Annotated in this window: 23 protein-coding genes; 16 read left to right on the top strand and 7 right to left on the bottom strand. The window is 67.8% G+C overall.

What is annotated here, in order from left to right:
• The first annotated feature begins 2 nt into the window (after positions 1–2).
• From crcB to DXK21_RS03865, 5 genes are read left to right on the top strand one after another with little or no spacing between them, the layout of a single operon-like run.
• Positions 3–413 carry a fluoride efflux transporter CrcB gene (crcB, locus tag DXK21_RS03885; protein ID WP_114816457.1) on the top strand — a complete coding sequence of 137 codons (411 nt, stop codon included), beginning with the start codon at positions 3–5 and terminating at the stop codon, positions 411–413.
• Positions 410–1,405, top strand: coding sequence for an RluA family pseudouridine synthase (locus DXK21_RS03880; RefSeq protein ID WP_114816456.1), 996 nt, complete (start codon positions 410–412; stop codon positions 1,403–1,405). The genes crcB and DXK21_RS03880 overlap by 4 nt, the downstream gene beginning before the upstream one ends.
• Entirely contained in the window at positions 1,402–2,886 is a 1,485-nt protein-coding gene (locus DXK21_RS03875) for a putative 2OG-Fe(II) oxygenase (protein ID WP_114816455.1), read from the top strand. Before DXK21_RS03880 ends, DXK21_RS03875 begins: the two co-directional genes overlap by 4 nt.
• Entirely contained in the window at positions 2,886–3,560 is a 675-nt protein-coding gene (locus DXK21_RS03870; RefSeq protein ID WP_114816454.1) for an HAD-IA family hydrolase, read from the top strand. The genes DXK21_RS03875 and DXK21_RS03870 overlap by 1 nt, the downstream gene beginning before the upstream one ends.
• A gap of 21 nt (positions 3,561–3,581) precedes the next feature.
• The gene (locus tag DXK21_RS03865; RefSeq protein ID WP_114816453.1) at positions 3,582–4,346 is read left to right on the top strand and encodes an ATP12 family chaperone protein; all 765 of its coding nucleotides are present in this window, start codon (positions 3,582–3,584) and stop codon (positions 4,344–4,346) included.
• A 153-nt stretch (positions 4,347–4,499) separates the two neighbouring features.
• Here DXK21_RS03865 and DXK21_RS03860 read toward each other — a convergent pair whose 3' ends face one another.
• Positions 4,500–5,267, bottom strand: a complete 768-nt coding sequence (locus DXK21_RS03860) for a pseudouridine synthase (protein ID WP_114816452.1) — start codon at positions 5,265–5,267, stop codon at positions 4,500–4,502.
• A 311-nt stretch (positions 5,268–5,578) separates the two neighbouring features.
• Between DXK21_RS03860 and DXK21_RS03855 the strand changes: the two genes are divergently transcribed.
• Positions 5,579–6,073: a hypothetical protein gene (locus tag DXK21_RS03855; RefSeq protein ID WP_245945091.1), complete on the top strand. Its 495-nt coding sequence runs from the start codon at positions 5,579–5,581 to the stop codon at positions 6,071–6,073.
• Between the two features lie 30 nt (positions 6,074–6,103).
• Here the strand turns inward: DXK21_RS03855 and DXK21_RS03850 are convergent, their stop codons facing one another.
• A complete protein-coding gene (locus DXK21_RS03850) occupies positions 6,104–6,730 on the bottom strand; it encodes a DUF938 domain-containing protein (RefSeq protein ID WP_245945090.1) in 627 nt (208 codons plus the stop codon).
• Between the two features lie 214 nt (positions 6,731–6,944).
• Here DXK21_RS03850 and DXK21_RS03845 point away from each other — a divergent pair, with 214 nt between their 5' ends.
• Both DXK21_RS03845 and DXK21_RS03840 read left to right on the top strand, forming a co-directional pair.
• Positions 6,945–8,795 carry a phosphoenolpyruvate carboxykinase (GTP) gene (locus tag DXK21_RS03845; RefSeq protein WP_114816450.1) on the top strand — a complete coding sequence of 617 codons (1,851 nt, stop codon included), beginning with the start codon at positions 6,945–6,947 and terminating at the stop codon, positions 8,793–8,795.
• Positions 8,796–8,843: 48 nt separating this feature from the next.
• The gene (locus DXK21_RS03840) at positions 8,844–9,854 is read left to right on the top strand and encodes an NAD(P)/FAD-dependent oxidoreductase (RefSeq protein WP_245945089.1); all 1,011 of its coding nucleotides are present in this window, start codon (positions 8,844–8,846) and stop codon (positions 9,852–9,854) included.
• Between the two features lie 9 nt (positions 9,855–9,863).
• On the opposite strand, the gene DXK21_RS03835 is transcribed toward DXK21_RS03840, so the two are convergent.
• On the bottom strand, positions 9,864–10,601 hold the full coding sequence (locus DXK21_RS03835) for a TonB family protein (protein WP_114816449.1): 738 nt from the start codon (positions 10,599–10,601) through the stop codon (positions 9,864–9,866).
• Between the two features lie 129 nt (positions 10,602–10,730).
• Between DXK21_RS03835 and DXK21_RS03830 the strand changes: the two genes are divergently transcribed.
• Together DXK21_RS03830 and spbR are read left to right on the top strand one after the other, a co-directional pair.
• Positions 10,731–11,534: a transglycosylase SLT domain-containing protein gene (locus tag DXK21_RS03830; protein WP_114816448.1), complete on the top strand. Its 804-nt coding sequence runs from the start codon at positions 10,731–10,733 to the stop codon at positions 11,532–11,534.
• Between the two features lie 96 nt (positions 11,535–11,630).
• Positions 11,631–12,779 carry a SpbR family protein gene (spbR, locus tag DXK21_RS03825; RefSeq protein WP_114816447.1) on the top strand — a complete coding sequence of 383 codons (1,149 nt, stop codon included), beginning with the start codon at positions 11,631–11,633 and terminating at the stop codon, positions 12,777–12,779.
• A gap of 69 nt (positions 12,780–12,848) precedes the next feature.
• Here the strand turns inward: spbR and DXK21_RS03820 are convergent, their stop codons facing one another.
• The 3 genes from DXK21_RS03820 to DXK21_RS03810 all read right to left on the bottom strand — a co-directional run bounded on the left by DXK21_RS03820 (position 12,849) and on the right by DXK21_RS03810 (position 15,329).
• Positions 12,849–13,322, bottom strand: coding sequence for an Hpt domain-containing protein (locus tag DXK21_RS03820; protein WP_114816446.1), 474 nt, complete (start codon positions 13,320–13,322; stop codon positions 12,849–12,851).
• A 62-nt stretch (positions 13,323–13,384) separates the two neighbouring features.
• The gene (locus DXK21_RS03815) at positions 13,385–14,161 is read right to left on the bottom strand and encodes an NAD kinase (RefSeq protein ID WP_114816445.1); all 777 of its coding nucleotides are present in this window, start codon (positions 14,159–14,161) and stop codon (positions 13,385–13,387) included.
• Positions 14,162–14,192: 31 nt separating this feature from the next.
• On the bottom strand, positions 14,193–15,329 hold the full coding sequence (locus DXK21_RS03810) for a DUF2336 domain-containing protein (RefSeq protein WP_245945088.1): 1,137 nt from the start codon (positions 15,327–15,329) through the stop codon (positions 14,193–14,195).
• A 164-nt stretch (positions 15,330–15,493) separates the two neighbouring features.
• Here DXK21_RS03810 and DXK21_RS03805 point away from each other — a divergent pair, with 164 nt between their 5' ends.
• From DXK21_RS03805 to DXK21_RS03790, 4 genes are all read left to right on the top strand, one after another.
• Positions 15,494–16,258, top strand: coding sequence for a class II aldolase/adducin family protein (locus DXK21_RS03805; RefSeq protein WP_114816444.1), 765 nt, complete (start codon positions 15,494–15,496; stop codon positions 16,256–16,258).
• Positions 16,255–17,031 (top strand): hypothetical protein, encoded by a 777-nt coding sequence (locus DXK21_RS03800; protein WP_245945087.1) that lies wholly within the window; start codon positions 16,255–16,257, stop codon positions 17,029–17,031. The genes DXK21_RS03805 and DXK21_RS03800 overlap by 4 nt, the downstream gene beginning before the upstream one ends.
• 110 nt (positions 17,032–17,141) lie before the next feature.
• Positions 17,142–18,299: an efflux RND transporter periplasmic adaptor subunit gene (locus DXK21_RS03795; protein ID WP_114816443.1), complete on the top strand. Its 1,158-nt coding sequence runs from the start codon at positions 17,142–17,144 to the stop codon at positions 18,297–18,299.
• Positions 18,299–21,532, top strand: a complete 3,234-nt coding sequence (locus DXK21_RS03790; protein WP_211305962.1) for an efflux RND transporter permease subunit — start codon at positions 18,299–18,301, stop codon at positions 21,530–21,532. Before DXK21_RS03795 ends, DXK21_RS03790 begins: the two co-directional genes overlap by 1 nt.
• Before the next feature lie 18 nt (positions 21,533–21,550).
• On the opposite strand, the gene DXK21_RS03785 is transcribed toward DXK21_RS03790, so the two are convergent.
• On the bottom strand, positions 21,551–22,084 hold the full coding sequence (locus DXK21_RS03785) for a c-type cytochrome (protein WP_114816480.1): 534 nt from the start codon (positions 22,082–22,084) through the stop codon (positions 21,551–21,553).
• Positions 22,085–22,232: 148 nt separating this feature from the next.
• Between DXK21_RS03785 and DXK21_RS03780 the strand changes: the two genes are divergently transcribed.
• The gene (locus tag DXK21_RS03780; protein ID WP_114816479.1) at positions 22,233–22,505 is read left to right on the top strand and encodes a FeoA family protein; all 273 of its coding nucleotides are present in this window, start codon (positions 22,233–22,235) and stop codon (positions 22,503–22,505) included.
• Positions 22,505–24,376, top strand: a complete 1,872-nt coding sequence (gene feoB / locus DXK21_RS03775; protein ID WP_114816441.1) for a ferrous iron transporter B — start codon at positions 22,505–22,507, stop codon at positions 24,374–24,376. The genes DXK21_RS03780 and feoB overlap by 1 nt, the downstream gene beginning before the upstream one ends.
• Positions 24,377–24,430 lie beyond the last annotated feature (54 nt).

The raw sequence follows: 24,430 nt of genomic DNA, 5'->3' as shown, positions 1-24,430 counted from the left end.
GCATGATGCAATTTCTTCTTGTCGCGGTGGGCGGCGCCCTGGGGGCCATGGCCCGCTATGGGCTGGGGTTGACGGTGGGGCGGCTGGCGCCGGGCGCTGGCTGGCCCCAATCTTGGCCATGGGGTACGTTCACCGCCAACGTCACGGGCGGTCTGCTGATGGGGCTGCTGGCCGGATGGCTGGCGCTTAAGTCGGGCGCGGGGCAGGAGAGCATCCGGCTGTTCGCCGCCGTCGGCCTGCTGGGCGGCTTCACCACCTTTTCGGCTTTTTCACTGGAAGCCGCTTTGATGATCGAACGCCGTGAACTGGCCACGGCTTTCGTCTATGCGGTGGGTTCGGTGGTCCTTTCCATCGCCGCCCTGTTCGTCGGCCTGATGATCGCGCGCAAACTGTTTACCGGAGTGGGCGCATGAGCCGCGAAGTCCAGACCCTTTATGTCGCTGAAGACGAGCATGACATCCGTCTGGATCGGTGGTTCAAGCGCCGCTGGCCGCACCTGACCCATATCCAGGTCGAGAAGATGGCCCGCAAGGGCGAGATCCGTGTCGATGGTTCGCGGGTCAAACCGCAGGACCGCCTGACCGCCGGGGCCGCCGTGCGCGTGCCGCCGCTGCCTGAAGCCAACCCGCGCAAGCCCGGCGACCTGCATGAACTGACCGAGCGCGACGTGGCCTACGCCAAGTCGCTGGTCCTGTATGAAGATCACATGGTCATCGCCCTGAACAAGCCGCATGGCCTGGCCGTGCAGGGCGGGACCAAGACGACCAAGCACGTCGACCGCCTGCTGTCGGCCTGGGGCGAGGGGATGGATCGTCCGCGTCTGGTCCACCGTCTGGACCGCGACACCTCGGGCGTGCTGCTGCTCGGCAAGGGGCCGGAGGCGGCCAAGCGTCTGGCCGGGGCCTTTGCCCGTCGTCAGGCCAAGAAGACCTATTGGGCCATCGTCATCGGCAACCCCAAGCCCACCCATGGTCAGATCGACCTGGCCCTGAAGAAGACGGGCATCAACGATTATGAGATGATGCGTCCGGCCGAGCCCAAGGACCCCAAGGGGGAGCCAGCCGAGACCGCCTTCGCCACCATCAGCCGCGCCGCGCACCGGGCCTCGTGGATGGCGCTGCGGCCGTTTACCGGACGGACGCACCAGCTGCGCGCCCACATGGCGGCCATCGGCCACCCCATTCTGGGCGACCATAAGTACGGCGACGACAAGTCGCGGGAGCTGAGCGGCGTGCTGAAACTGCAACTGCACGCCCGCCGCATCGAGCTGGACCACCCGGGCGGCGGCACCCTGGTCGTCGAGGCTCCGCTGAGCCCCGAGATCAAGGCCGGCTTCGCCCACTTCGGCTTCTCCGAGGATGAAAGCGACGTCGATCCGTTCGAAGGGGTCAAGCGCCAGCGATGAGCCACGACGGTCGCCCCAGTCCCGAGCGCGCCGCCGTTGACCGGCTGATTGCCGCCGGTCGCGTGGACGAGGCGCTGGCGGTGTTGCAAGGGGCGGCCAATGCGGCTGCGACCTGGCCCTTGCAGGCTGATCTGCTCAAGCGGCTGGGGCGGCTGGACGACGCTCTGGCTCTGCGCGAGGCCCAGGTGGAGGCCAGGCCGACGAGCAGCGTGTCGGAGCATAATCTGGCGGGGCTTCTGGGCGATATGCGGCGATACGCCGAGGCCGAGGCGGCGGTTCGTCGCGCCTTCGCCAAGGGCGGCGATGCGCCGGAAACCTGGCTGGTGCTGGCTCGGGCTCTGTCGGGGCAGGAGAAGCACGACGAAGCCGAGAAGGCCTATCGTCAGGCGGCGGCGCGGCGACCGGCCTATGTCGAGGCTCTGCGCGAACTGGCGCAGCTGATCTGGATGCGGACGGCCGATGCGGGGCGCGCGCTGGCGCCGGTTCGCGAGGCGCTGGATCACACGCCCGGCGACAGCGGGCTGCACGGCCTGTTGGGGCTGCTGATGGACTACACGGGTTCGACGCCGCGCGAGGTGTGGAGCGCATTGGCCGTAGGCGGGGCGCGTCGGGACCCGGCGATTGATCTCGCAGCCGCCAACGCCGCCCTGGCGTTTGACCGGGATCTGGCGCTGGATCATGCGCTGGCGGCTGTGGCCGGCGCGCCGGGGCATCCGCTTTTGGCCTTGAAGCTGGCTGAGGTTCGGCTGGCGCGGGGGGAGCTGGATCGGGCCTCGGCCTTGCTGGCTGAGACGAATATTCCCGAGGACCAGAACTGGCTGTCGCTGAAGGCGACGCTCGAACGGCTGTCGGGCGCGCCGGACGGCCCGGCGCTGAATGACTATGAGGCTGTCGTGCAGGGCGGGGCGATTGATACGCCAGAGGCTTGGTCGGACCTGAACGCCTATCTGAGCGATCTCGCGGCGGCGCTGCGTCGACTGCACACCTTCCGGGCGCATCCGGTGGGGCAGAGCCTGCGGCACGGCACCCAGACCCACGTCGATCTGCGCGCCAGTGACGATCCCGTCATTCGAGCCTTCTTTGTCGCCATTGATGGACCGATCAAACGGTATCTGGAGCGACTAGGCGCCGGGGATGATCCGCTGCGCCGTCGCAATACAGGCGCCTATCGCATCGCCGGATGCTGGTCGGTGCAACTGTCCCCCAACGGCTATCACGCCCCGCATGTCCATCCCGAGGGCTGGCTGTCCTCAGCCTGCTATATTGACCTGCCGGCGGTGGTTGATGCGGACGGGCGAGAGGGCTGGATCGGCTTCGGCGCGCCGCCGTTCGCCTGTGCTGTACCTACGCCGCCGGAACATTTCGAGAAGCCGGAGCCGGGCAAGCTGGTGCTGTTTCCATCCTATATGTGGCACGGGACCGTGCCGTTCACCGGCGACGAGACGCGCCTGACCATCGCCTTTGACGTGGTGCCGGCGTGATGCGTCCCCTGGCTGTTTTCGACATCGACGGCACCCTGGTGGACAGCCGGGCGTCGATCCATCGTGCGTGCTGTGAGGCGGCGCAGGCTCTGGGGCTGGCCGAGCCGAGCTATGATCGGGTGCGCCAGATCGTCGGTCTGACGCTGGACAAGGCGCTGCATGTGCTGGAGCCTAGTCTTACGGATGCCGAACTGGCCGATTTTGTCGCCGCGTTTCAGGCCAGCTTCCGCGCCATGTACGACGCGGGGCATCAGGAAGAACTCTATCCTGGCGTCATGGAGACGCTGCGCCGGTTGAAGCGCGACGGCTGGCGGCTGTCGCTGGCGACGGGGCAGAACCGGCGCGGCGTGGCCCGCAACCTGGCGCGGCCGGAATGGAGCGATCTCTTCCTGTCCAGCCATTGCGCGGCGGATGGTCCGGGCAAACCTGACCCCGCCATGCTGTTCGCCGCCATGACCGCCTGCGGGGCCGACGCGGCCTCGACCACGATGATCGGCGACACGTCGCATGACATCAGAATGGCGCTGAACGCGGGCGTGCATCCGCTGGGCGTCGGCTGGGGTTTTCATACCCATGAGGAACAGGTCGCGGCGGGCGCGCGCCACGTCGCCGTCGACTGTCCTGATCTGGAGGCGGCGCTGGAGCGCTTCGCCTCGACCGCCCTTGCTGCATAATCTGGCTGCCTGAGACGATCCATGTCCCACATCCCTCCGCTTGATCCCAACGTCGCCGCCCGCAAGGGGTTTCGTGAGTCCGAGGAGCGCATCAAACGCTTCTGGAAGGCGGTTGACGTCTCGGCGGACGAAGGCGGCTGGACCGTGCGTCTGGATGGGCGGACACCCAAGACCCCGGCTGGAAACACCCTGACCCTGCCGACCGAGGCCGCCGCGGGGCTGGTCGCCGACGAATGGGCGGCGCAGGGCGAGTTTCTGGTTCCGGGGACCATGCCCGCGACCCGTCTGGCCTCGACCGCCATCGACCGGGTCAGTCAGACCCGCGAGCCGGTGGCCGCCGAGATCGCCGCCTACGCCGGGTCGGACGTCATCTGCTATCTGGCCGAGCACCCTGCGTCGCTGATCGAGCGCCAGCAGATCGAGTGGGGGCCTTGGCGCGACTGGGCGGCGCGGGAGCTGGACGTGGTGCTGCATCCCGCCGAGGGCATCGTTCACCGGGCGCAGCCGTCCGAGGCGCTGGAACGGGTCATGGCCCTGGCGCTGGCGATGGACGACCATGCCCTGACCGGGCTTGCGACGGCCGTGCCGCTGCTGGGGTCGGCGGTGCTGGGGCTGGCCGTCCAGCGCGGCGCCTTGTCGGGCGAGGCGGCGCTGGATCTGTCGCGGTTGGACGAAGCCTTTACCGAGGAACGTTGGGGCGTGGACGAGGAAGCCGCCGCTCGTGTCGCCGCGCACCGCGCCGAGGCGGCCCTGTTGCAGCGGTGGTTCGAGGCGTTGCGGAGCTGAGGCCATCTCAATCCCGCTCATCCTCGCGGAGGCGGGGACCCAGTAAGGGCCTCACACGCCAACGCTTCCTTTAGCGTGTCCCGATAAACGGCGACGCCGGTAGCCAAAGCCCTGGGTCCCCGCCTCCGCGGGGAGGAGCGGAAGATGGAAGGGTCAGCCCATCTGGCCGCGGATCAGGGCTTCGCGTTCATCGGGCGTGATCATCCGCCACCTGCCCTCGGGCAGGTTGTTCAGATGGATGGGGCCGACGCGGATACGCAGCAGGTCCGTGACTTCCAGGTCCACCATCTCGCACATGCGGCGGATCTGGCGGTTGCGGCCCTCGGTCAGGATGAAGCGCAGGCGGTTCTGCTCCATGCGCGAGACCCTGGCGTATTTCAGGATGCGTCCGTCCAGCATCAGGCCGCGGCGCAGCAGGGCCAGCTTCTTCTCGGTGACGTCGCCTTCGATGCGGACCAGGTATTCCTTGTCCAGTTTTGACTGCGGGCCGATCACGGCCTTGGCCACCACGCCGTCGGACGACAGCATCAGGAGGCCGCGCGAATCCTCGTCCAGACGGCCGATGGGGGGCAGGGAGGCGTCCTCGGCGGGAGGCGTGCCTTCGCCGACGAGGTTCTCGGCGGTCAGCAGGCGCACGGCGGGGATCTTGTCCGGCTCAGGCTGGCCCGAGACATAGCCCAGCGGCTTGTGGATCAGGATGGTGACGCCCGAGGCCAGGGCGGCTTCGCCCCGGTCGTTCAGGGTCAGGGTCTGGCCCGGCTCGATCTTGCGGCCCGCGTCGGTGACGCTCTCGCCGTCGATGGTGACCATGCCGGCGGCGATCAGGGCTTCGGCCTCGCGGCGCGAGCAGACCCCGGTCTGGCCCAGCCATTTATTGATGCGGACAGGCTCTGAGCCGTCATAGGTGCGAGTGAAAGCCATGGCGTCCGTCCTTGAGGATGCGGCTCTGTAGAAGGCCGGGGGGCGGGCAGGCAAGCCGTAGCGCGAACAGCGTGCAGAAAGATTTCACGCAGCGCTGCTGAATATCGCTGAGATCAGATGGGCGTGACCTGTCATTGACCCCGAGCGCAGCGGCTCTATATGTTCAGTCACCCCAACGAACTGATCCAGATCGCGTCCGGCCGCGCCGTGACGCGGCGATTCTCGTTTTCAGTTTCCTGTTCGGGGTTTTTCGTCTGATCCATTCTGAACAGGCGACTGAATATTGAACGATAACCTTTGAAGGAGACGTCTTGTCCGCTCAACGCAACAATTCGACCGCCCCCCGTACTCGTCCCGGCTTCAATCGCCCCGCTCCCATGCGTCTGCGCATGGGCCTGATCATGCGCAAGGGCATGGATTTCGGTCCTCTGGGCGACATGGAGACCGCGCTGCGCATTGACGGCGTGTCCCTGGCGCCGATCTCGACCGGCGACTCCAGTCTGGTCAGCGGCGGCGTGACCGTGCTGGCGACGGCCACGGCGGACGACATCACCAGCGGACGGGTCAAGGGCGTGGTCGTGCCAGGCGGCGAGGCGGACGAGGCGGGCCTGGCTCAGGTCAAGGCGCTGCTGATGCTGGCCAAGACGCAGGGTCTGCCGGTGCTGGCCTTTGCTGACGGCGTGGCCCTGGCGGCCGAAGTCTTCGGCGTGGCGGCGGAAGCGCCGGGCGCGGTCTTCCGGGGCGACAAGGTCGCGCTGATCAATGAACGCGCCGAACTGTCGGCGGTGGTCGCAACCATCGCCTGAGCTTGAGAGCGCCTTCGCGAAAGGCGCGGATCAGGTTCGTCTGAATAGAAGGCTGATGTTGTTGGCGGGCATTTCCGTTCGCAGCGTCAGCGTCAGACCGTGTGATCGGGCCAGGGCGACGACCTGGTCCCGATCGCGCAGGCCCCAGGCCGGGTCGCGGGCCTTCAGACTGGCGTCGAAGGCTTCGTTTGAAGAGGCCAGCGCAACCTCGGCCTCGCGATAGGGGCCGTAGAGATAGAGCAGTCCGCCGGGTCGGCGCAGGACGCGTTCCGCCAGCGTCATCAGCCCTTCCGTCGCCGACCAAGGGCTGATGTGGATCATGTTGATGCAGACGAGGGCGTCGAACGGCGCGTCCGGCCAGGTTGTCTCATCCAGACAGTTCAGCGCCAGCGGGGGTTGAAGATTGCTCAGGTGGGCCTCGGCCGTCCAGGCGGCGATGCTGGCGCGGGCCTCGGGGCTGGGGTCGCTGGGCGTCCAGCTCAGACCGGGCAGGGCGCTGGAAAAGGCGACGGCGTGCTGGCCTGAACCTGCCGCGATCTCGAGCACCCGTACGTTTTTGGGCAGATGGGCGCGCAGCAGCTTCAGGATGGGCTCGGCGTTGCGATCCGAGGCCGGCGAGGCCAGGGCGCCGTCGGGTAGGGCGGAGAGGGTGTCCATGGTTCGCATCTGGTCTTGTTATCCCTGGCAAGGGTCGGTCGCGACCGGAAAACTTGCTGCGGCGCAGCAAATTCATTCCGGTGGGAGTGAATTGCGGCAACGGTTGACCTTGCGTCGCCTCAGATGGCATTGCGCCTGAAACAGGACGTGATCAGCGTCCGACTCGTCACGACGGCGTCAGATCGTCGGGCGGCCCGGTTCAGGAGACCATGTTGTGACTGCAGACGTATCGATTCCCGGACTCTATCCCGCGCCGACCGACCACAAGGGTCTGGTCGCCTGGGTCGCGCAGATCGCGGCCTTGACCAAGCCGGACCGGGTGCATTGGTGCGACGGCTCTGAGGCCGAAAAGTCGGCCATCGTCGCCGACCTGATCGCCAAGGGCACGCTGAAGGAACTGGACCAGTCCAAACGCCCCGGCTGCTACTACGCCGCCTCGGACCCCAAGGACGTGGCCCGCGTCGAGAGCCGCACCTTCATCTGCTCGGAAGACGAGGCCGACGCCGGCCCGACCAACAACTGGGCCGATCCGATCGAGATGCGGGATCGCCTGGACGGTCTGTTCGACGGCTGCATGAAGGGCCGGACGATGTACGTCGTCCCGTTCTGCATGGGCCCGCTGGGCTCCAAGATTTCTGCTCTGGGCGTCGAGATCACCGACAGCGGCTATGTCGCCGTGTCGATGGGCGTCATGACCCGCATGGGCAAGCCGGCGCTGGACATGCTGGGCGCCGACGGCGTCTTCGTGCCCGCTGTTCACACCCTGGGCGCGCCCCTGGCTGAAGGTCAGGCCGACGTGCCGTGGCCCTGCAATGACGACAAGTGGATCGTCCACTTCCCGGAAACGCGCGAAATCTGGTCCTATGGCTCGGGCTACGGCGGCAACGCCCTGCTGGGCAAGAAGTGCTACGCCCTGCGCATCGCCTCGATCATGGCCCGCGACGAGGGATGGCTGGCCGAGCACATGCTGATCCTCAAGCTGACCAGCCCCGAGGGCGTGTCCAAGTATGTGGCCGCCGCCTTCCCGAGCGCCTGCGGCAAGACCAACCTGGCCATGCTGCAACCGGCGCTGGACGGCTGGAAGGCCGAGACGGTCGGCGACGACATCGCCTGGATGCGCTTCGGCGAGGACGGTCGTCTGTACGCCGTAAACCCGGAGGCGGGCTTCTTCGGCGTGGCACCCGGCACCAGCCGCAACACTAATCTGAACGCGCTCGAGACCCTGGCGAAGAACACCATCTTCACCAACGTCGCCCTGACCGCTGACGGCGACGTCTGGTGGGAAGGCCTGACCAAGGAAGCGCCTGCGGGCCTGACGAACTGGAAGGGCCAGCCGCATGATCCGGCCTCGGGCGAGCCTGCTGCTCACCCCAACGCCCGCTTCGCTGCGCCCGCCGGCCAGTGCCCGGCCATCGCGCCCGAGTGGGAAGACCCGGCGGGCGTGCCGATCGACGCCATCCTGTTCGGCGGTCGCCGCGCCTCGGCCGTGCCGCTGGTGACGGAAGCCTTCGATTGGGAGCACGGCGTCTTCATGGGCTCGACCGTGGCCTCGGAAGGCACCGCCGCCGCCGAGAACAAGGTCGGCGAGTTGCGTCGCGACCCCTTCGCCATGCTGCCCTTCTGCGGCTACAACATGGGTGACTATTTCGCGCATTGGCTGAAGCTGGGCGAGAAGGCGGATGCGTCGAAGCTGCCGCGTCTGTTCTTCGTCAACTGGTTCCGCAAGAACGATGAAGGCAAGTTCGTCTGGCCGGGCTTTGGCGACAACGCCCGCGTGTTGAAGTGGATCGTCGAGCGTCTGGACGGCAAGGCCGAGGCCGTGGACACCCCGGTCGGTCGCGTGCCGACCAAGGATGCGCTCGATCTGTCGGGCCTGAGCCTGTCGGACGCCGATCTGAAGATCCTGCTGGACGTCGACGCCGACGTCTGGACCGAGGAAGCGGCCCTGATCCCCGCCTTCTACGAGAAGTTCGGCGACCGTCTGCCCAAGGCCCTGTGGGGCCAACACGCGGCCCTGACCAAGCGTCTGGAAGAGGCCCGCGCGGCCAAGCTCGCCGCCGAGTAAGACGAAAGCCGGGTTGAAATCGGGGCGCGGTCGGTCGAAGGACTGACCGTGCCCCTTTTCAATTCTCAAGACATCCTGGTCATCGGTGCGGGCGTTCTGGGCCTGTGCACGGCGGCGGAACTGGTCCAGCGCGGCCATGGCGTGACCGTGGTCGATCCCGGCGGACTGAACGCCTCAGGTGTCGCGGCGGGCATGATCGCCCCGGCGATGGAAAGCGCGGTCGACGACCTGAGCCTGGACCATGCTGAGTTGCTGCGACGCGCCCGCGATGCGTGGTCGGATTTCGCGGCGGCGACTGGCGTTCGGCTGGACCGCGACCTGGCCGAATGGCGAGGCGGGAACGTTGAGGTTCTGGCGGCGCGACTGGCGGCGCTGGGGTTCGAGCATGAGTTCGACCGGGAGGCGGGGCGACTGACCACGCACGAAGACTGGAAGGTTGAGCCGGAACAGGCGCTTGCGGCGCTGAGCCGCGACGTGCGCGTGCTGGAAGCCCGCGCAACGGCTCTGTCGTCCTCCGGCGGAGGCTGGCGCGTTGAAACCACGGCGGGTCCGGTCGAGGCGGATCAGGTCGTGCTGGCGACGGGGGCGGGGGCGGCGCTGGAGGGCTTGCCTGAAGCGGCCGTCCGCCTGATCGCCCTGATCACGCCGATCCGGGGCCAGATCGGCGTGGTGAACGAGCGGCTGACCGATCATGTCGTGCGCGGTCCCGGCGCCTATGTCGCGCCGATGGGCGAGGGCTGCGTGATCGGGGCGACGATGGAGGCGGGACAGCGATCGCTGACGCCCGACCCTGAACGCTGCGCCCAGATGCTGGACGCCGCCTGGGCCGTTCTGGGTCAGGCGCGGCGTCCGCTGGAGATCACGTGGCGCGCGGGCGTGCGCGGGGCGACGCCGGACGGTCTGCCGATGGCGGGGACGGTCGGGCAGGGGCTGCACCTGGCCCTGGGGCCACGTCGCAACGGCTGGCTGTTGGGGCCGCTGGTCGCAGGCGTGGTGGCGGACGAAGTCGAGGGCCGGTCCTCGAAAGTACCGACCCTCGCCCCCCGTCGCTTCATCTAGCCCTGAGGATCAATCCTGAGGCAGGGTGAAGCGAATGGCCATGCTGACGCGGGCGCCGTCGACGGCCTGGCCGTCCACCGTGCGCGGGCTGAGGCGGAAGTAGCGGGTCAGGCCCATGGCGGCCCGACCAAAGCCCTGATTGCCCGGCGTCTCGGACGACACCGAACAGCCGGTCAGGGTCCCGTCCACCTTCACCAGGCAGGACAGATTGGCCACGCCGCTGATCCCGCGCGATTCGGCCGCCGCCGGGTAGGCGCGCATCATCTGCTCGCCCGAAGGCTTGCGCACCCAGTCAGGGTTGGTGATGACCGGCGGCGTGCGGACGGGCTCAGCCGAGACGGTTGTGCCGGTCGAGGGCTCGCTGGCCGGGGCGGTCAGGTTTATGGCCGGGCCGGCGTCCGTCGTGGTGACGGGCGCGACCGGAACCTCAAGCGGCGCGACGGGCGAGGCGATGACCGTCTCTGGGCGATGCAGAGGCGGCGTCGGCGCGGGCGGGGCCTTGGGCGCGACGGCCGGCTCGGGCGGCTTGGGCATGGGCAGGATGTCGATGCGCGTCACCGGCCCGTCCTCGACGGCGGGAATATCCGCCAGTTCGAACCGCTGATTGTAGAGCCAGACACCGGCCCCGACGTGGACCAGGGCCGACACCCCGATCGCCGCCCACATCCAGCGGGGAATCGGCTTCTTGCGCTCGGAAAAGTCTATCGGGCTCACCAGTCCGGGGCCGCCCGCGGTTCTGATCATCATGGCCTTCAACGCCTCCTGTCGTTGGCCCTCCCCAGAGCCCACGTAACGAAGTTCGCGCCAAGCTTGCGGCGATATTGCGGCGCTTGACCGTTAGGGGTTCGTTAACCTTGGTTAGCGACCGTCAACCATATGAGCGTAGGAGCGATTCCATCATCTGGCGGGGTTGAAGCGGCCATCCGGCGTGCGTCCAGCACGACCGGCGTGGACTTCGATTTCCTGATGAAGACGGCGCGTCGCGAGAGCGCGATGAACCCGTCCGCGCGGGCCGGCACCTCTTCGGCCTCAGGCCTGTTCCAGTTTATCGAGCAGACCTGGCTGGCCACAGTGAAGCAGCACGGCGCCAAGCATGGCTATGGCCAGTACGCCGACCTGATCCATCGCGGCGACGACGGGCGCTGGCGCGTGCAGGGCTCGGCTCGCAACGTGGTGCTGGACCTGCGCTTCGACGCCCAGGCGGCCTCGACCATGGCGGCGGAACTGACGGCGTCGAACGCCGCCTATCTGCGCGGCCGCACCGGGCGGGAGCCGGGCGCGGGCGATCTCTATGCCGCTCACTTCCTCGGCCCGGCGGGCGCCGCCAAGCTGATGGAGGCCATGCAGTCGCGGCCGGGCGCCAGCGCGGCCTCGCTGTTCCCCGACGCGGCCTCGGCCAACCGCTCGATCTTCTACCGCAACGGCCGCCACGCCACGGTGGCCGAGGTGCACGCCAACCTGCAACGGACGGCGGGCGACGGCGCTCCGGCGGCGGGCGTGGGCTCTGCGGTCAAGGCCGCGCCGGATCTGAGCGACAAGGACCGGATGCTGGCGGCGCGTCTGGATCGCTTGAAGCAGGACCAGAGCCTGCTGGCTCTGCTGCTGGGGCAGGACGGTCAGGGCGGCAAGAGCAGCGGCTTTGGCGGAGCCTTTGCGCCGCCCTCTGAGACGGCGGCCTGAAGAACATGGTTTCGTCTCACTCCTAACGAGACGTTAACTATGTAAAGCTAAGCGTGACGATTGATTCTTCGCCCCGCCTAGCTCGCGAGCTCCCGCATGACCGCCTACCGCGCACGACTGACGGAAAGCGACATCAGGCGTCTGATCAAGTCGGATGCGGAAGACGAGCGCGCGGCGGCGGCGCACAAGCTGTGTCGCAGCATTGACCGGATGGCGTTGGACGACGCCGACCGCGCGGCGGCGCAAAAGATTCTCAGTGTTCTGGCCAATGACGCCGCTGAACTGGTGCGTCGGGCCCTGGCGGTGACGCTCAAGGCCTCGGACCTGATGCCGCGCGAGGTCGCGCGTCGTCTGGTCGCCGACGTGGACAGCGTGGCCCTGCCGATCATCACCTGTTCACCGGCCTTTACCGACGACGACCTGATCGAGATCGTTCGCGCCGGATCGGCGGTGCGTCAGAACGCGGTGGCCTCGCGCGACCGCGTGCCGCGCGACGTGGCCACGGTGCTGGCGGCGGAGGGCTGCCGCTCGGCGGTGCGCGCCCTGGCCGCCAACGACAACGCCGATCTGTCCGAAGACGCGCTCGGCTTGGTCATCGACCGCTTTGGCCAGGCCTCCGAAATCATCTCGGCCATCGCCTATCGTCAGGTTCTGCCGCTTTCTGTGACCGAGCGCCTGGTGGCCCTGGCCAGCGACGCGGTGCGCGAGCACCTGGTGACGCGTCACGCTGTGGCCCCTGAGACCGCCATCCAGTTCGCCCAGTTCACGCGCGAACGGGTGACGATCGATCTGGTCGATCAGGCGCGGGTCAGCAACGACCTGCCGGCCTTCGTCGCCGGGTTGAACGCACGCAAGGTGCTGAACGCCTCCCTGCTGCTGCGGGCGCTGGCGCGGGGGCAGATGGCCCTGTTCGAGCACGCCCTGGCCGAGTTGACGGGCACGCCGCATCATCGCGCCTGGTTGATGGTGCATGACGCCGGGCCGCTGGGGCTGAAGGCCATCTATGACCGGGCCGGCCTGCCGCCGCGCCTGTTCCAGGCCTTCCGCGCCGGCGTCGACACCTGGCGGGCGCTTCAGGCCGAGGGCGGGGATGTCGCCAGCGAGGCGTTCAGACAAAGGATGCTGGAGCGTTTCCTCAGCCAGCGGCCCAATGCCTCGCGCGATGACCTGTCCTATCTGATGGAGCGGCTGGACCGGCCCATGGCCTCTGTCCAGGACGAGGAAACGGCGGTCAGCGCCGCCTGATTCTCAGCTTTCACCCCATAAGAAAAGGCGCCCCCGGCAACGGCGGCGCCTTTTCTTATGGGGCGGCCTTCAGGCCAGATGTTCGGCGACCCGAGCTTCCAGGGTTTCGGCCAGATCGCGGCCCACCGGGTGCTCGTCGGTCTGAATCTCGTCGCGGACCACGGCGCGGATGGCGTCGACGTGGGCGTCCAGAATGGCGAGCGGCGCCTGCATCCGCTTGTCGGTATCGTCCATCAGGCGGCACAGGGATCCGGCGATCCGCGTTACCAGCGGGTACTGATAGGTGGCGCCCAGCCCCTTGAGGTCATGGGCGCGGAAATACAGCGCCTCGGCGGTTTCGGGGGTATAGCCCTTGGCGCGGATGTCGGCCTGGGCCTGATCCAGCTTGACGATCTCGTCGTTCAGCCACTGGCCGAACTGGGCCGACATGGCCTTGAGCGCGGCCTCGGCCTTGGCGATGGCGTTGGCGTCGATGCCGCCGAAACCGCCGACCTTGGCGCGCAGCGCATTGGGGGGACGAATGATCTGGGGAGGGTTGCTCACGTGACGGGCTCCTGAACTCGTATCCGCAGTCTGCGCCGCCGAGCCTTAAAAAGCCGTGACGGTCAGCTGGTGAATTGTTCGGCCATGACGCGTTCTTCGAAAGAGCGCCCGGCGTCGAACAACATGGTCAGGCTGATGTCGCGGCGTTCGCGCACCTCGACGCGGGTGACGCGGCGGACTTCGAAATTGTCCGCCGTGGCGCTGACGGGGCGCTTGTCAGGCTCCAGAACCTCGAACCGGACGCGCGCCGTGTGCGACAGCAGGGCGCCGCGCCAGCGCCGGGGACGGAAGGCGCTGATGGGCGTCAGGGCCAGGCTGGGCGCGTCCAGAGGAATGATGGGGCCGTGCGCCGACAGGTTGTAGGCGGTCGAGCCGGCGGGCGTGGCCACCATGCAGCCGTCGCAGCTGAGTTCCTCCAGCCGCACCTTGTCGTTGATGCTGACGCGCAGCTTGGCGGTCTGGCGCGTCTGACGCAGCAGGGAGACTTCGTTGATGGCCAGGCCGCTGTGGACCTCGCCGCTCTCGACCCAGGCGTCCATCTGCAGGGGATGGATGACGGTGCGGTCGGCCTCGGCCAGGCGCTCCAGCAGGTCGTCTTCCTCATAGTCGTTCATCAGGAAGCCGACCGAGCCCCGGTTCATGCCGTAAACTGGCGTGCGGAGTTGCAGGTTGTTGTGCAGGGTCTCCAGCATGAAGCCGTCGCCGCCCAGGGCCACGATGACATCAGCCTCGGCCACCGGAACCGAGCCGTAGCGTTCGGTCAGGCGCACGCGCGCCGCCTCGGCTTCGAGACGGTCGCTGGCGACAAAGGTCAGGGCAAGGGGGGCGGGCGTGTTCACGGCGCTAGGCAAGCGGAGCCGAGGGGCTGTGTCAAACGGAAGCGGCGTCGATATCCGCCATCAGCAGCCGAAACTCATAGGCGGCCTGATCCGCTGAGCGCTCGGCCAGACGCCAGGCGGAGCTGTCAGGGTCGCGCGGGAAGCCTTTGTTCAGCTTGCGGATTTCCGTCAGCAGGGCCGGGAAGGCCGCGCGGTCCAGCCCGACGGCGATGCAGGCCAGGAAGAGAGGGCGGGCCGTATCGCCGCCCAGGGCGCGATAGATCTGCGAGACCTCGAACCGGCCCAGAACCGCCAGGCCGTGAGCGAAGACGCCCAGCTTTTCCTCACGCAGGGCGCGGATCAGGTAGGCAGGGCGCAACTGACCGGCCGCGTGCAGCTTGGCCACCAGTCGCGCGTCGATGTCGTCGGCGGTCGGGGGCGGGGCGGCGCCCCATTCGGCGGCGGTGCGGCTGGTGGTCTGGGCCGCGCTCTGGACGGCTTGCGCCAGACGGGCGGGGTCGATGGTGAAACGGTCGCTGATGGCCTGGCGCAGGGCCTCGCCGACCCACTGATACAGGCGCAGCGCCAGATCTTCGTCCAGCGACGGGTGACGGGTCAGCGGCGCGCGCAGGGCGGCCAGTTGACGCGACCGCTCGACCAGGTCCGCGAAGGCGGCGGGTTCGATCCGTGCGCTGCGGTTGGTGGCCAGGGCGGTCATCACCGCCGGATCGCCGCCGGCAATGATGGCCTGGGCCACGACGGCGCCGAGGTCGGGACGCAGGGCGACCTGTATCTGATGCTCGATCGAACAGTCGGTCAGCATTTGCAGCAGGTCGTCGTCCAGCAACAGAGGGCTTGCCGCGATCACGGGGCGGGCGATCTGGATCTCGTCGGCGGCCAGCATCCGCACCAGGGCGACGGGCGCCCATTCCACCTTGGCCAGCCGCTGGGCCAGGACCTGGCGGATTTCGCGTTCGGCGCTGCGGGTCAGGGCGACGAAGATATCGGCCAGGGCTTCGGGGGCGCCGCCATGGTCGGCGGCGGATTCGTAGAGCCCGGCCACTCCCATCAGCAGGCGATGCTGATCGTCAGGGGAGCGTGTCTTGGCCAGATCCAGCAACTGATTCAGGCCCGCCAGGGGCACGGCCTGAGAGGGCTTTTCGGGGTCTAGCGGAACGACTGTGGACACTGGCGGCTCCGCTTATCGAAAGACGGCCGCCTTGGCCGCGCGGCATACTCATCCTGATGACGTGAAAACAGGGTTAACGAAAACCTTCCGCGACGAACGCGGGTCGCTTGACGCCGCGACGGCGCGGGGCGAGGCTCAACCGAACAAGGATAAGGGAGGTCGTCATGGCGGACGGATCGGCGGCGTCGCTGAAGTCGCGGGTGTCAGAGGCTGAGTGGCAGGCGCGGGTCGAACTGGCCGCCCTGTATCGGCTGGTGGCGCTGCACGGCTGGGACGACATGATCTTCACCCATGTCTCGGCCCGCGTGCCGGGGCCGGAGCATCATTTTCTGATCAATCCCTACGGCTGGTATTTCGATGAAATTACAGCCTCTTCTCTGGTGAAGGTCGATCTGGACGGGAACATTGTTCAGGACACGACCAGTTTCATCAATCCGGCGGGCTTCACCATCCATTCGGCGGTCCACGCCGCGCGCGAGGACGCCAAGTTTGTCATTCACCTGCACACGGTGAACGGGGTGGGGGTGGCGGCGCAGAAGGACGGCCTGCTTCCCATCAGCCAGAACGCCTGTCTGTTGCAACATCAGGTCGCCTATCACGGCTATGAAGGGCTGGCGCTGAACCACGACGAGCGCGAGCGGCTGGTGGCCGACTTGGGCGACAAGCCGCTGATGCTGCTGCGCAACCACGGCACGATGGCGGTCGGCGAGACGGCCGCCCAGGCCTGGGTGGGGATCTTCTTCCTGGAGCGGGCCTGCGCCCAGCAGGTCGCGGCCCTGTCGGGCGGACGCGATCAGGTGCTGATCGCGCCGGACGCCGCCCAGGCCGAGACGAAGGATCAGGGACGCGGGATCGGCTTTATCTCGGCCCTGGCCTGGCCGGGCGCCCTGCGTCAGCTGGAGCGAAAATCTCCGGGCTACGACGTGTGAGAGCAGTCGGGGGGCTGCTGATCGGTTTGGCGGGGCTTGCGGTCGCATCTGAGGCCGGGGCCGGCGCGTGGAACCTGCCCAAGGGGCACGGGCAGGCGATTGTGAAATACGAGGACATGCGGGCCGACCAGCAGTTCGGCCCCGGTGGTCGGACGGACCTGCCGGCGGAACGCGTGGACCGTGCGGCGTCGCTGTTTGTCGAGTACGGCGTGAGCGACCGGCTGACCCTGCAGTTCAAGGGAGATTGGCAGTCGGGGCGCGACGACTATGCCGACTACGAGGGGCGCGGGCCGCTCGAGATCGGCGCGCGGTGGCAGGCGTATCGGGACGAAGCGAATGTCGTGGCCGTCTATGCGGGCTATGCCCAGGGCGGGGCGGGGCGCAACGCGGGCTACGCCCAGCCGGGGGCCGGCGACAGCGACTGGGAGGCGCGGCTGCTGGCCGGACGTGCGATCGACGGCTCGGGCGCAAAGTGGATGCCGCAACGCAGTTTCGTAGAGGCGCAGGTCGCGCGGCGCTGGCGTCAGGGCCTGCCGGACGAGGTGCGGCTGGACGTCACAGCGGGGGCGCACGTCAGCGAGAACTGGATGGTGATGGCGCAAGGGTTCGGCGGAGCGGTGGACGGGGACGGCGCGCGCTGGCTGTCAGTCGAGTTGTCTGTCGTCCGGGATTTCGGTCCCTGGAGCCTTCAGGCCGGATGGCGTCAGGCGGTCGCTGGCCGAGAAACGCCCGTGGCCGGCGGGCCCGTCGTCGGGGTCTGGCGCCGTTTTTGACGCGGATTTCCGCGACGGAAACCGAACGCGCCAACGTTACAGGAACTTTATTTGCGTAACGACCGCGACCCGTTAAGCGGGACCGCTTGTCGTCGGGGAGACTGCGTCGCGTGTTCAAACGCCATTTTTTCATCATCGCTGCGGCCTGTCTGGTTGGACTCATGGTCCTGGCGGCGGTTCTGAAGATCACGCTCGCTGACGACAGCAAGGGCGGCGCAGGCGGTCCCGGTCGGGGCGGCCCCGGCGGCGGTCCGGGCGGCGGACGTGGTCAGGTGGTGGCTGAGGCGGTCGTGATCCCGCGCGAGTTCGCCGATCAGATCCGGGTCCTGGGCGTGGCGCGCAGCCGCAAGTCGGTCAACATCACCTCCAACACGACCCAACTGATCACGCGGGTCATGTTCACGGACGGTCAGCGGGTTGCGGCGGGGACGCCCCTGGTCGAGCTTCAGGCGCGTGAAGAGGACGCTGACCTGATCCAGGCGCGGGCCCAGCTGACGCAGGCGCAGCGCGAATATGATCGCTACAAGATCCTGGCCGAACGCGGCGTCGCGCCGCGCGTGACCGCCGAGACCGCCGAGACGGCCTTGCAGTCGGCCCGCGCCGCCGTGGCTGCTGCGGAAGCCCGTCGCGGCGACCGGGTCATCCGGGCTCCCTTCACAGGGGTTCTGGGTCTGACCACGGTGACGCCTGGGACGCTGATCTCGCCGGGGTCCGTCATCACCACCCTGGACGACACCAGCGCCATTCGCGTCGATTTCCCCATGCCGGAACGTTACCTGGGCGTGCTGCAGGTCGGCACGCCTTTGGTCGCCTCGGCTGACGCCTATGCGGGCGAGAGCTTCTCGGGCCGCATCGCCTTGCTGGACACACGGATCAACGAGCAGACCCGCGCCGTAATCGCGCGCGCCGAGTTCGCCAATCCGGGCGGTCGCATTCGTCCCGGCATGATGATGCGCGTCGCCGTGCAGCAGGGCCGGCGCCAGAGCCTGGCGGTGCCCGAGGCCGCGGTTCAGTATGAAGGCCAGGGCGCCTTCGTCTATCGCATCGCACGCGGCGAAAACGGCACGACGGCTCAACGCGTCGAAATCCAGGCCGGCGCCGTCGAGGGCGGCTATGTTGAAATCCTGTCGGGGCTGGACAGCAATGATCGCGTTGTGGCCTCGGGCCTGAACCGCATTCAACCGGGCGCGCCCGTCCGCGTCGGCGCCGCCAGCGACAAGAACGGTCAGAAGGCCGGAACGCCGACCGCCGAGGCGGCCCGCAAATGATGCTGTCTGATCTTTCGGTTCGGCGCCCCGTCTTTGCGGCGGTGGCGGCCATCGTCCTGTGCGTCATCGGGCTGGCGGCCTTCTTCTTCCTGCCGGTTCGGGAACTGCCGGACGTCGATCCGCCGGTGGTGTCGGTCAGCACCAGCTACGCCGGGGCCTCCGCCGAGGTCATCGAGAGCCGGATCACTGAGCCGATCGAGCAGCAGATCGCCGGCATCCAGGGCGTCGAGCGCATCAATTCGTCCAGCCGCGACGGCCGTTCCAATGTGAACATCGAGTTCTCGCTGGACCGCAACATCGACGACGCCGCCAACGACGTGCGCGACCGCATCTCGCGCGTGGTCGGGCGTCTGCCGGATCAGGCGGACCCGCCGGAAGTGGCCAAGGCCGATTCCGACAGCCAACCGATCATGGTCATGTTCCTGCGCTCCACGACGATGAACCGTCTGGAGCTGACCGACTACGCCGACCGCTATCTGGTGGACCGCTTCGCCACCGTGCCGGGGGTGGCCCAGGTGCAGATCTATGGCGAGCAGCGCTACGCCATGCGCATCTGGCTGGACGCCGCCGCCATGGCCGCGCGCGGTCTGACGGTCAGCGACGTCGAAACCGCCCTGACCAACCAGAACGTCGAGCTGCCGGCCGGTTCGCTGGAATCGACGCAGAAGGACTACACCGTCCGCGTCGCCCGCACCTATGCGCGGCCCGCCGACTTCGCCCAGCTTCCCATCGGGACGCGGGGTTCGGCCTCGACCGCCACGGGGGCCCAGGCCTCCGGCACGCTGGCGGGGGCGACGACCGCCATGACCAACGGCGTCACCGGCGCCCTGTTGGGCAACGCCGCCTATGTCACGCGTCTGGGCGACATCGCCCGTGTCGAGGAAGCGCCGTCCGAGGCGCGTCGAATGTTCCGCGGCAATGGTCTGGATCAGATCGGCCTGGCCGTCACGCGTCAGGCCCAGTCGAACGACCTGGCCATTTCCGATGGCGTGCGCGCCCTGATGGCGCAGGTGCAGCCGACCCTGCCGCCCGACACGACGCTGGAGATCGGTTCGGACAACTCGGTCTTCACCTCTCACGCCATTGACGAGGTCTGGATCACCATCGGTATTTCGATGGCGTTGGTGGCCCTGGTCAACTTCATCTTCCTGGGCAGTCTGCGGGCGGCGATCATCCCGTCGGTGGTGGCGCCCATCTGCCTGCTGGCGACCTTCATCGTTCTGGCGCCGCTCGGTTTTTCTCTGAACCTCCTGACCCTGCTGGCCTTGGTGCTGGCCATCGGCCTGGTGGTCGATGACGCCATTGTCGTGGTCGAGAATATTCAGCGCCGCCTGGACCTGGGCGAACCGCCGTTGGTCGCGGCCGAGCGCGGGGCGCGTCAGGTCTTCTTCGCCGTCGTGGCGACGACCGTGGTGCTGCTGTCGGTGTTTGCGCCGCTGCTGTTCCTACCAGGCTATGTGGGGCGTCTGTTCGTCGAACTGGCGGCGGCCATCGCCGCAGCCGTGGCCTTCTCGGCCTTCCTGGCGCTGAGCCTGTCGCCCATGCTGGCGTCCAAGATCCTGAAGCCTGCTCACACCGGCGGCTGGGTCGCGCGTCGGGTCGACCGGGCCATGGACGCGCTGAAGACCTCTTACGCCAACTCGTTGAACGCTCTGCTGGGGCGTCGTGCTGCCGTGGGCGGCGTGGTCGGGCTGATCGTTCTGGTGGCGGCCGGGGCCGGGGGCATCTTCCTGACCCTGCCCAATGAACTGGTGCCGCCCGAGGACCGGGGCCGCGTCGGCATTCGCGTGCAGGGGCCGGAAGGCGCCGGCTATGACTACACCCGCAAGATCATGCTGGGGCTGGAGCCGATCCTGGCCGAGTACAAGGAAAACGGCGAGGTCGATTCCTATCTGGTTTCGGCGCCTGGATTCGGCGGCGGCAGCTACAACTCCGGCAACGCCAGCCTGACGTTGAAGGACTGGTCCGAGCGCAAACGCTCGGCCGATGAAATCGCCCAGGAACTGAACGGCAAGCTGCGCGGTCAGACCGACGCCCAGGTCAACGCCTCGACCCCCGGCGCCTTCCAGCGCGGCGGCGGCAACTCGAACTCGATCGAGATGATCGTCACGGGCTCCGAATATGGCCCGATCTATGATTGGCTCCAGCCCATCCTGGCGGCGGCGCAGGAGAACCCCGGCTTCTCGCGTCCGCGCCTGAACTATGAGCCGAACGCGCCGCGTCTGCTGGTCGATGTCGATCCGCAGAAGGCGGCGGCTCTGGGCGTGTCATCGCAGCAGATCGGCCGGACCCTGGAGACCATGTTCGGGTCGCGTCGCGCCACCACCTACATCAAGGGCGGTCAGGAATACGACGTCATCCTGCAGACCGAGCGCGACAACCGCCGCGAAGTGGCCGACCTTGAGGCCCTCTATGTCTCGACCGGGGCCGGGCAGCTGGTGCCGCTGTCGGCGGTGGTCACGACCCAGACCTCGGGCGATACGCCTGATCGCCGTCGTCTGGATCGCCAGCGGGCCATCTCGCTGCAGGCCGACCTCAACCCCGGCATGACCATCGACGACGCCATCACCTTCCTGAACGCAGAGGTCGCCAAGCAGCCGCAGGGTCTGGCGACGATCCGTTGGGGCGGCGCGGCGCGCGATCAACAGGAGGCGGGCAGCGCCGTGGGCTGGGCCTTCGCCCTGGCTCTGCTGCTGGTCTTCCTGGTGCTGGCGGCCCAGTTCGAAAGCTGGATCACCCCGGCGGTCATCATGCTGACGGTGCCCCTGGCGGCGGCGGGCGGGTTGTTCGGTCTGTTGATGGCGGGCTCCAGCCTGAACATCTACAGCCAGATCGGCCTGATCATCCTGATCGGGGTCGCAGCCAAGAACGGCATCCTGATCGTCGAGTTCGCCAACCAGTTGCGCGATCAGGGCCGGTCCATTCGCGAAGCCATCATCGAGTCGTCGGCGCTGCGTCTGCGTCCGATCATTATGACCTCGATTGCGACGGCCTTCGGCGCCCTGCCGCTGGTGCTGTGGCAAGGCGCGGGCGCGGGCAGCCGTCAGACCATCGGCGTGGTCATCTTCTCGGGGGCCATGTTCGCCACCGTCCTGACCCTGTTCGTGGTGCCGGTCATCTATGGCGTGCTGGCGCGCTTCACCCGGTCGCCGGAATATACCGCGCGCAAGATCGAGGAATGGGAGGCCCAGGAGATCGCCGAGGGCAAGACCCCGGACATGAGTCCGGGGTAGGGCGCTTAAGGCTAAAGATCAGGAAGCGGGGGCCGTCGCGACAGCGGCGGCCTTCGCCGTTTCGGGGGCATAGCCGGTTTCCACCTTCAGGAAGGCGATGACGTCGCGGCGGTCCGTGGCGTCGCGCAGGCCGGCGAAGGTCATCTTGTTGCCGGGCAGGAAGGTCTTGGGGTTTTCCAGCCAGTGATCCAGCTTTTCGGCGTCCCAGGTGAAGCCCGCCGTGCGCAGGGCGTGCGAGTAGCTGTACTTGTCCAGCGCCCCGGCTTGCCGTCCGAAGACACCGTAGAGGTTCGGGCCCGCCATGTTCGGGCCGCCCGGTGTAATCGTGTGGCAGGAGCGGCAGCGGGCGAAGGCGCGACGGCCGTTCTCCAGGTCGCCGGCGTTATAGGGGGCGGGCAGGGCGGCCAGAACGGCGACCTTTTCAGCCTCAGTCAGAGCGGGCGGCGGCGGGGCCTTGGGCGTCGCATCGGCAGCGGGCGCTGAGGTTTCGCCGCAGGCGGCCAGGGCCAGCGAGGCGGTCAGGACGGAGGAAAGGATAAGGGTGGTGCGCATGCCGGACTCCATAGGCCAGACGTCCTTGATAGCCGATGGGCGTTTAGTCGCAACGGCGCCGGTTATCGTTACTGGACGCGAACCGTTCGCAGCTGATAATCACTGTCAACTTAAGTGAGCGGCGCCGGGCGCCGTCGTAATGAGCGCCATGACCGACACCATCAAACTCAGCCAGGCCCGTCGCGGCGACCGCGGCGTCATCGTTCAGGTCGGCACGCACTGCCACCATCAGGATCACGAGATCGAGCTGGAGCGTCGCCTGCTGGAGCTGGGTTTTGTCGAGGGCGCGCACGTCGAGTTGCTGCACGAAGGCCTGTTCGGTCGCGACCCCATCGCCATCAAGGTGGACGATATGCGGGTAGCCCTGCGTCGGCATGAGGCGGCCAGTCTGACCATTCGTCTTGATGAGGGAGGCCTCTGATGGACATGGCCGTTCGCACCGCCCGTATCGCATTGGTCGGCAATCCCAACAGCGGCAAGACCGCTCTGTTCAACGCCCTGACCGGCGCCCACCAGAAGGTCGCCAACTACGCCGGCGTGACCGTCGAGCGTAAGGAAGGCCGCATCCACGCCGCCGACGGCCGCAGCCTGTCGGTGCTGGACCTGCCGGGCACCTATTCCCTGCGCGCGCGCAGCCTGGACGAGGAAGTCACACGCGACGCCGTTCTGGGCGCTCTGCCGGGCGAGACGCCGCCGGACGTGGTGGTCTGCGTCGCCGACGCCACCAACCTGCGGCTGGTCCTGCGTCTGGCGCTGGAGCTGAAGCAGGTCGGGCGGCCGATGGTGCTGGCGCTGAACATGTACGATATCGCCCAGCGTCAGGGTCTGCGTATCGACCTCGAGAAGCTGTCGGCCGAGATCGGCGCGCCGGTGGTCACGACCGTGGCGACGCGCAAGCGCGGCATCGCCGAACTGGTCGCCGCCGCGCAAGGACAGGCCGATCTGGCCGTGGGCGAGACCCACAGCGAATGGCATGCGCCGTCCGCCACAGAAATCCGCGCCGCCCACCGCGAGGCCGAGCGCATCATGAAGGCCTGCGTCCGCGCGCCAGAGCGGCCGGACACCCTGACCGGCAAGATCGACAGCGTCCTGCTGCATCCGGTCGCGGGGCTGGTGATCCTGCTGGGCGTCCTGTTCGTCATGTTCCAGGCGGTCTTCACCTGGGCCACGCCCGCGATGGACGGCATCGAGGCCCTGTTCGCCCTGGTCGGCGGCTGGGTCGCGGCGGTCGTGCCCGACGGCCTGCTGCAAAGCCTGATCGTCGACGGCCTGATCGGCGGGGTGGGCAGCGTCCTGGTCTTCCTGCCGCAGATTATGATCATCTTCCTGTTCATCATCGTGCTGGAAGACTTCGGCTACATGGCGCGTGCGGCCTTCCTGATGGACAAGATCATGGGCGGGGCAGGGCTGCATGGCCGCGCCTTCATTCCCCTGCTGTCCAGCTTCGCCTGCGCTATTCCCGGCATCATGGCGACGCGGGTGATCGAGGCGAAACGCGACCGGCTGACCACCATCCTGATCGCGCCGCTGATGACCTGTTCGGCGCGGATTCCCGTCTATGTCCTGATCATCGCCGCCTTCATTCCGAACGAGACGGTCTGGGGCTTCGTCAGCCTGCAAGGTCTGGTCATGTTCGGCCTCTACGCCGCCGGCATTATCAGCGCGCTTCTGGTCTCGGTGGTCATCCGCAAGGTCTTCTGGCGTGGCGCGGTCGAGCCCTTCATGATGGAGCTGCCGGCCTACAAGATCCCCGACATCAAGAGCGTGCTGTTCAATCTGTGGCTGCGCGCCAAGATCTTCATGCGTCGCGCGGGCAAGATCATCCTGCCCTTGATGATCATCGTCTGGGCGCTGTCGACCTTCCCCTATCCGCCGGAAGGCGCGACGGGACCGGCCATCGACTATTCCTTCGCCGGCATGATCGGCAAGACGCTGGAGCCCATCTTCGCCCCCATCGGCTTCAGTTGGCAGATGGTCGTGGCCCTGGTGCCCGGCATGGCGGCGCGCGAAGTCGCCGTGGCGGTCCTGGGGACGGTCTATGCTGTCGCTGGCGCTGAAGAGAACGTCGGCGCCCTGGCCTCGGTCCTGTCGGCGGACTGGTCGCTGGCCACGGGTCTGGCCTTCCTGGCCTGGTACGTCTTCGCGCCGCAGTGCCTGCCGACCATCGGCGTCGTGCGCCGCGAGACCGGCTCGATGAAGTGGACTCTGATCATGGTGGGCTACATGTTCGGCCTGGCCTACCTGGGCGCCTTCATCGTCTATCATACGGCGGTGGCGCTGGGCGGGGGTTAGGCATCTTGGCGGCCTAACGCGCTTCGCGCTGCTTGAGGCGATAAGGCCGCGTCG

The organism is Brevundimonas bullata, from assembly GCF_003350205.1.
Lineage (GTDB): Bacteria > Pseudomonadota > Alphaproteobacteria > Caulobacterales > Caulobacteraceae > Brevundimonas > Brevundimonas bullata.
Note: the sequence above shows the minus strand (reverse complement) of the source record. Positions and strands in the feature narration are given on the sequence as shown.

Excerpts from the sequence above, each read along its gene's own strand:
- DXK21_RS03785 (WP_114816480.1), bottom strand. The coding sequence starts at position 22,084 with ATGCGCACCACCCTTATCCTTTCCTCCGTCCTGACCGCCTCGCTGGCC.
- spbR (WP_114816447.1), top strand. The coding sequence starts at position 11,631 with ATGACCGCCTACCGCGCACGACTGACGGAAAGCGACATCAGGCGTCTG.
- DXK21_RS03790 (WP_211305962.1), top strand. The coding sequence starts at position 18,299 with ATGCTGTCTGATCTTTCGGTTCGGCGCCCCGTCTTTGCGGCGGTGGCG.
- DXK21_RS03860 (WP_114816452.1), bottom strand. The coding sequence starts at position 5,267 with ATGGCTTTCACTCGCACCTATGACGGCTCAGAGCCTGTCCGCATCAAT.
- DXK21_RS03805 (WP_114816444.1), top strand. The coding sequence starts at position 15,494 with ATGGCGGACGGATCGGCGGCGTCGCTGAAGTCGCGGGTGTCAGAGGCT.
- crcB (WP_114816457.1), top strand. The coding sequence starts at position 3 with ATGATGCAATTTCTTCTTGTCGCGGTGGGCGGCGCCCTGGGGGCCATG.
- DXK21_RS03880 (WP_114816456.1), top strand. The coding sequence starts at position 410 with ATGAGCCGCGAAGTCCAGACCCTTTATGTCGCTGAAGACGAGCATGAC.
- DXK21_RS03850 (WP_245945090.1), bottom strand. The coding sequence starts at position 6,730 with ATGGACACCCTCTCCGCCCTACCCGACGGCGCCCTGGCCTCGCCGGCC.
- DXK21_RS03875 (WP_114816455.1), top strand. The coding sequence starts at position 1,402 with ATGAGCCACGACGGTCGCCCCAGTCCCGAGCGCGCCGCCGTTGACCGG.
- feoB (WP_114816441.1), top strand. The coding sequence starts at position 22,505 with ATGGACATGGCCGTTCGCACCGCCCGTATCGCATTGGTCGGCAATCCC.
- DXK21_RS03865 (WP_114816453.1), top strand. The coding sequence starts at position 3,582 with ATGTCCCACATCCCTCCGCTTGATCCCAACGTCGCCGCCCGCAAGGGG.
- DXK21_RS03870 (WP_114816454.1), top strand. The coding sequence starts at position 2,886 with ATGCGTCCCCTGGCTGTTTTCGACATCGACGGCACCCTGGTGGACAGC.
- DXK21_RS03835 (WP_114816449.1), bottom strand. The coding sequence starts at position 10,601 with ATGATGATCAGAACCGCGGGCGGCCCCGGACTGGTGAGCCCGATAGAC.
- DXK21_RS03780 (WP_114816479.1), top strand. The coding sequence starts at position 22,233 with ATGACCGACACCATCAAACTCAGCCAGGCCCGTCGCGGCGACCGCGGC.
- DXK21_RS03830 (WP_114816448.1), top strand. The coding sequence starts at position 10,731 with ATGAGCGTAGGAGCGATTCCATCATCTGGCGGGGTTGAAGCGGCCATC.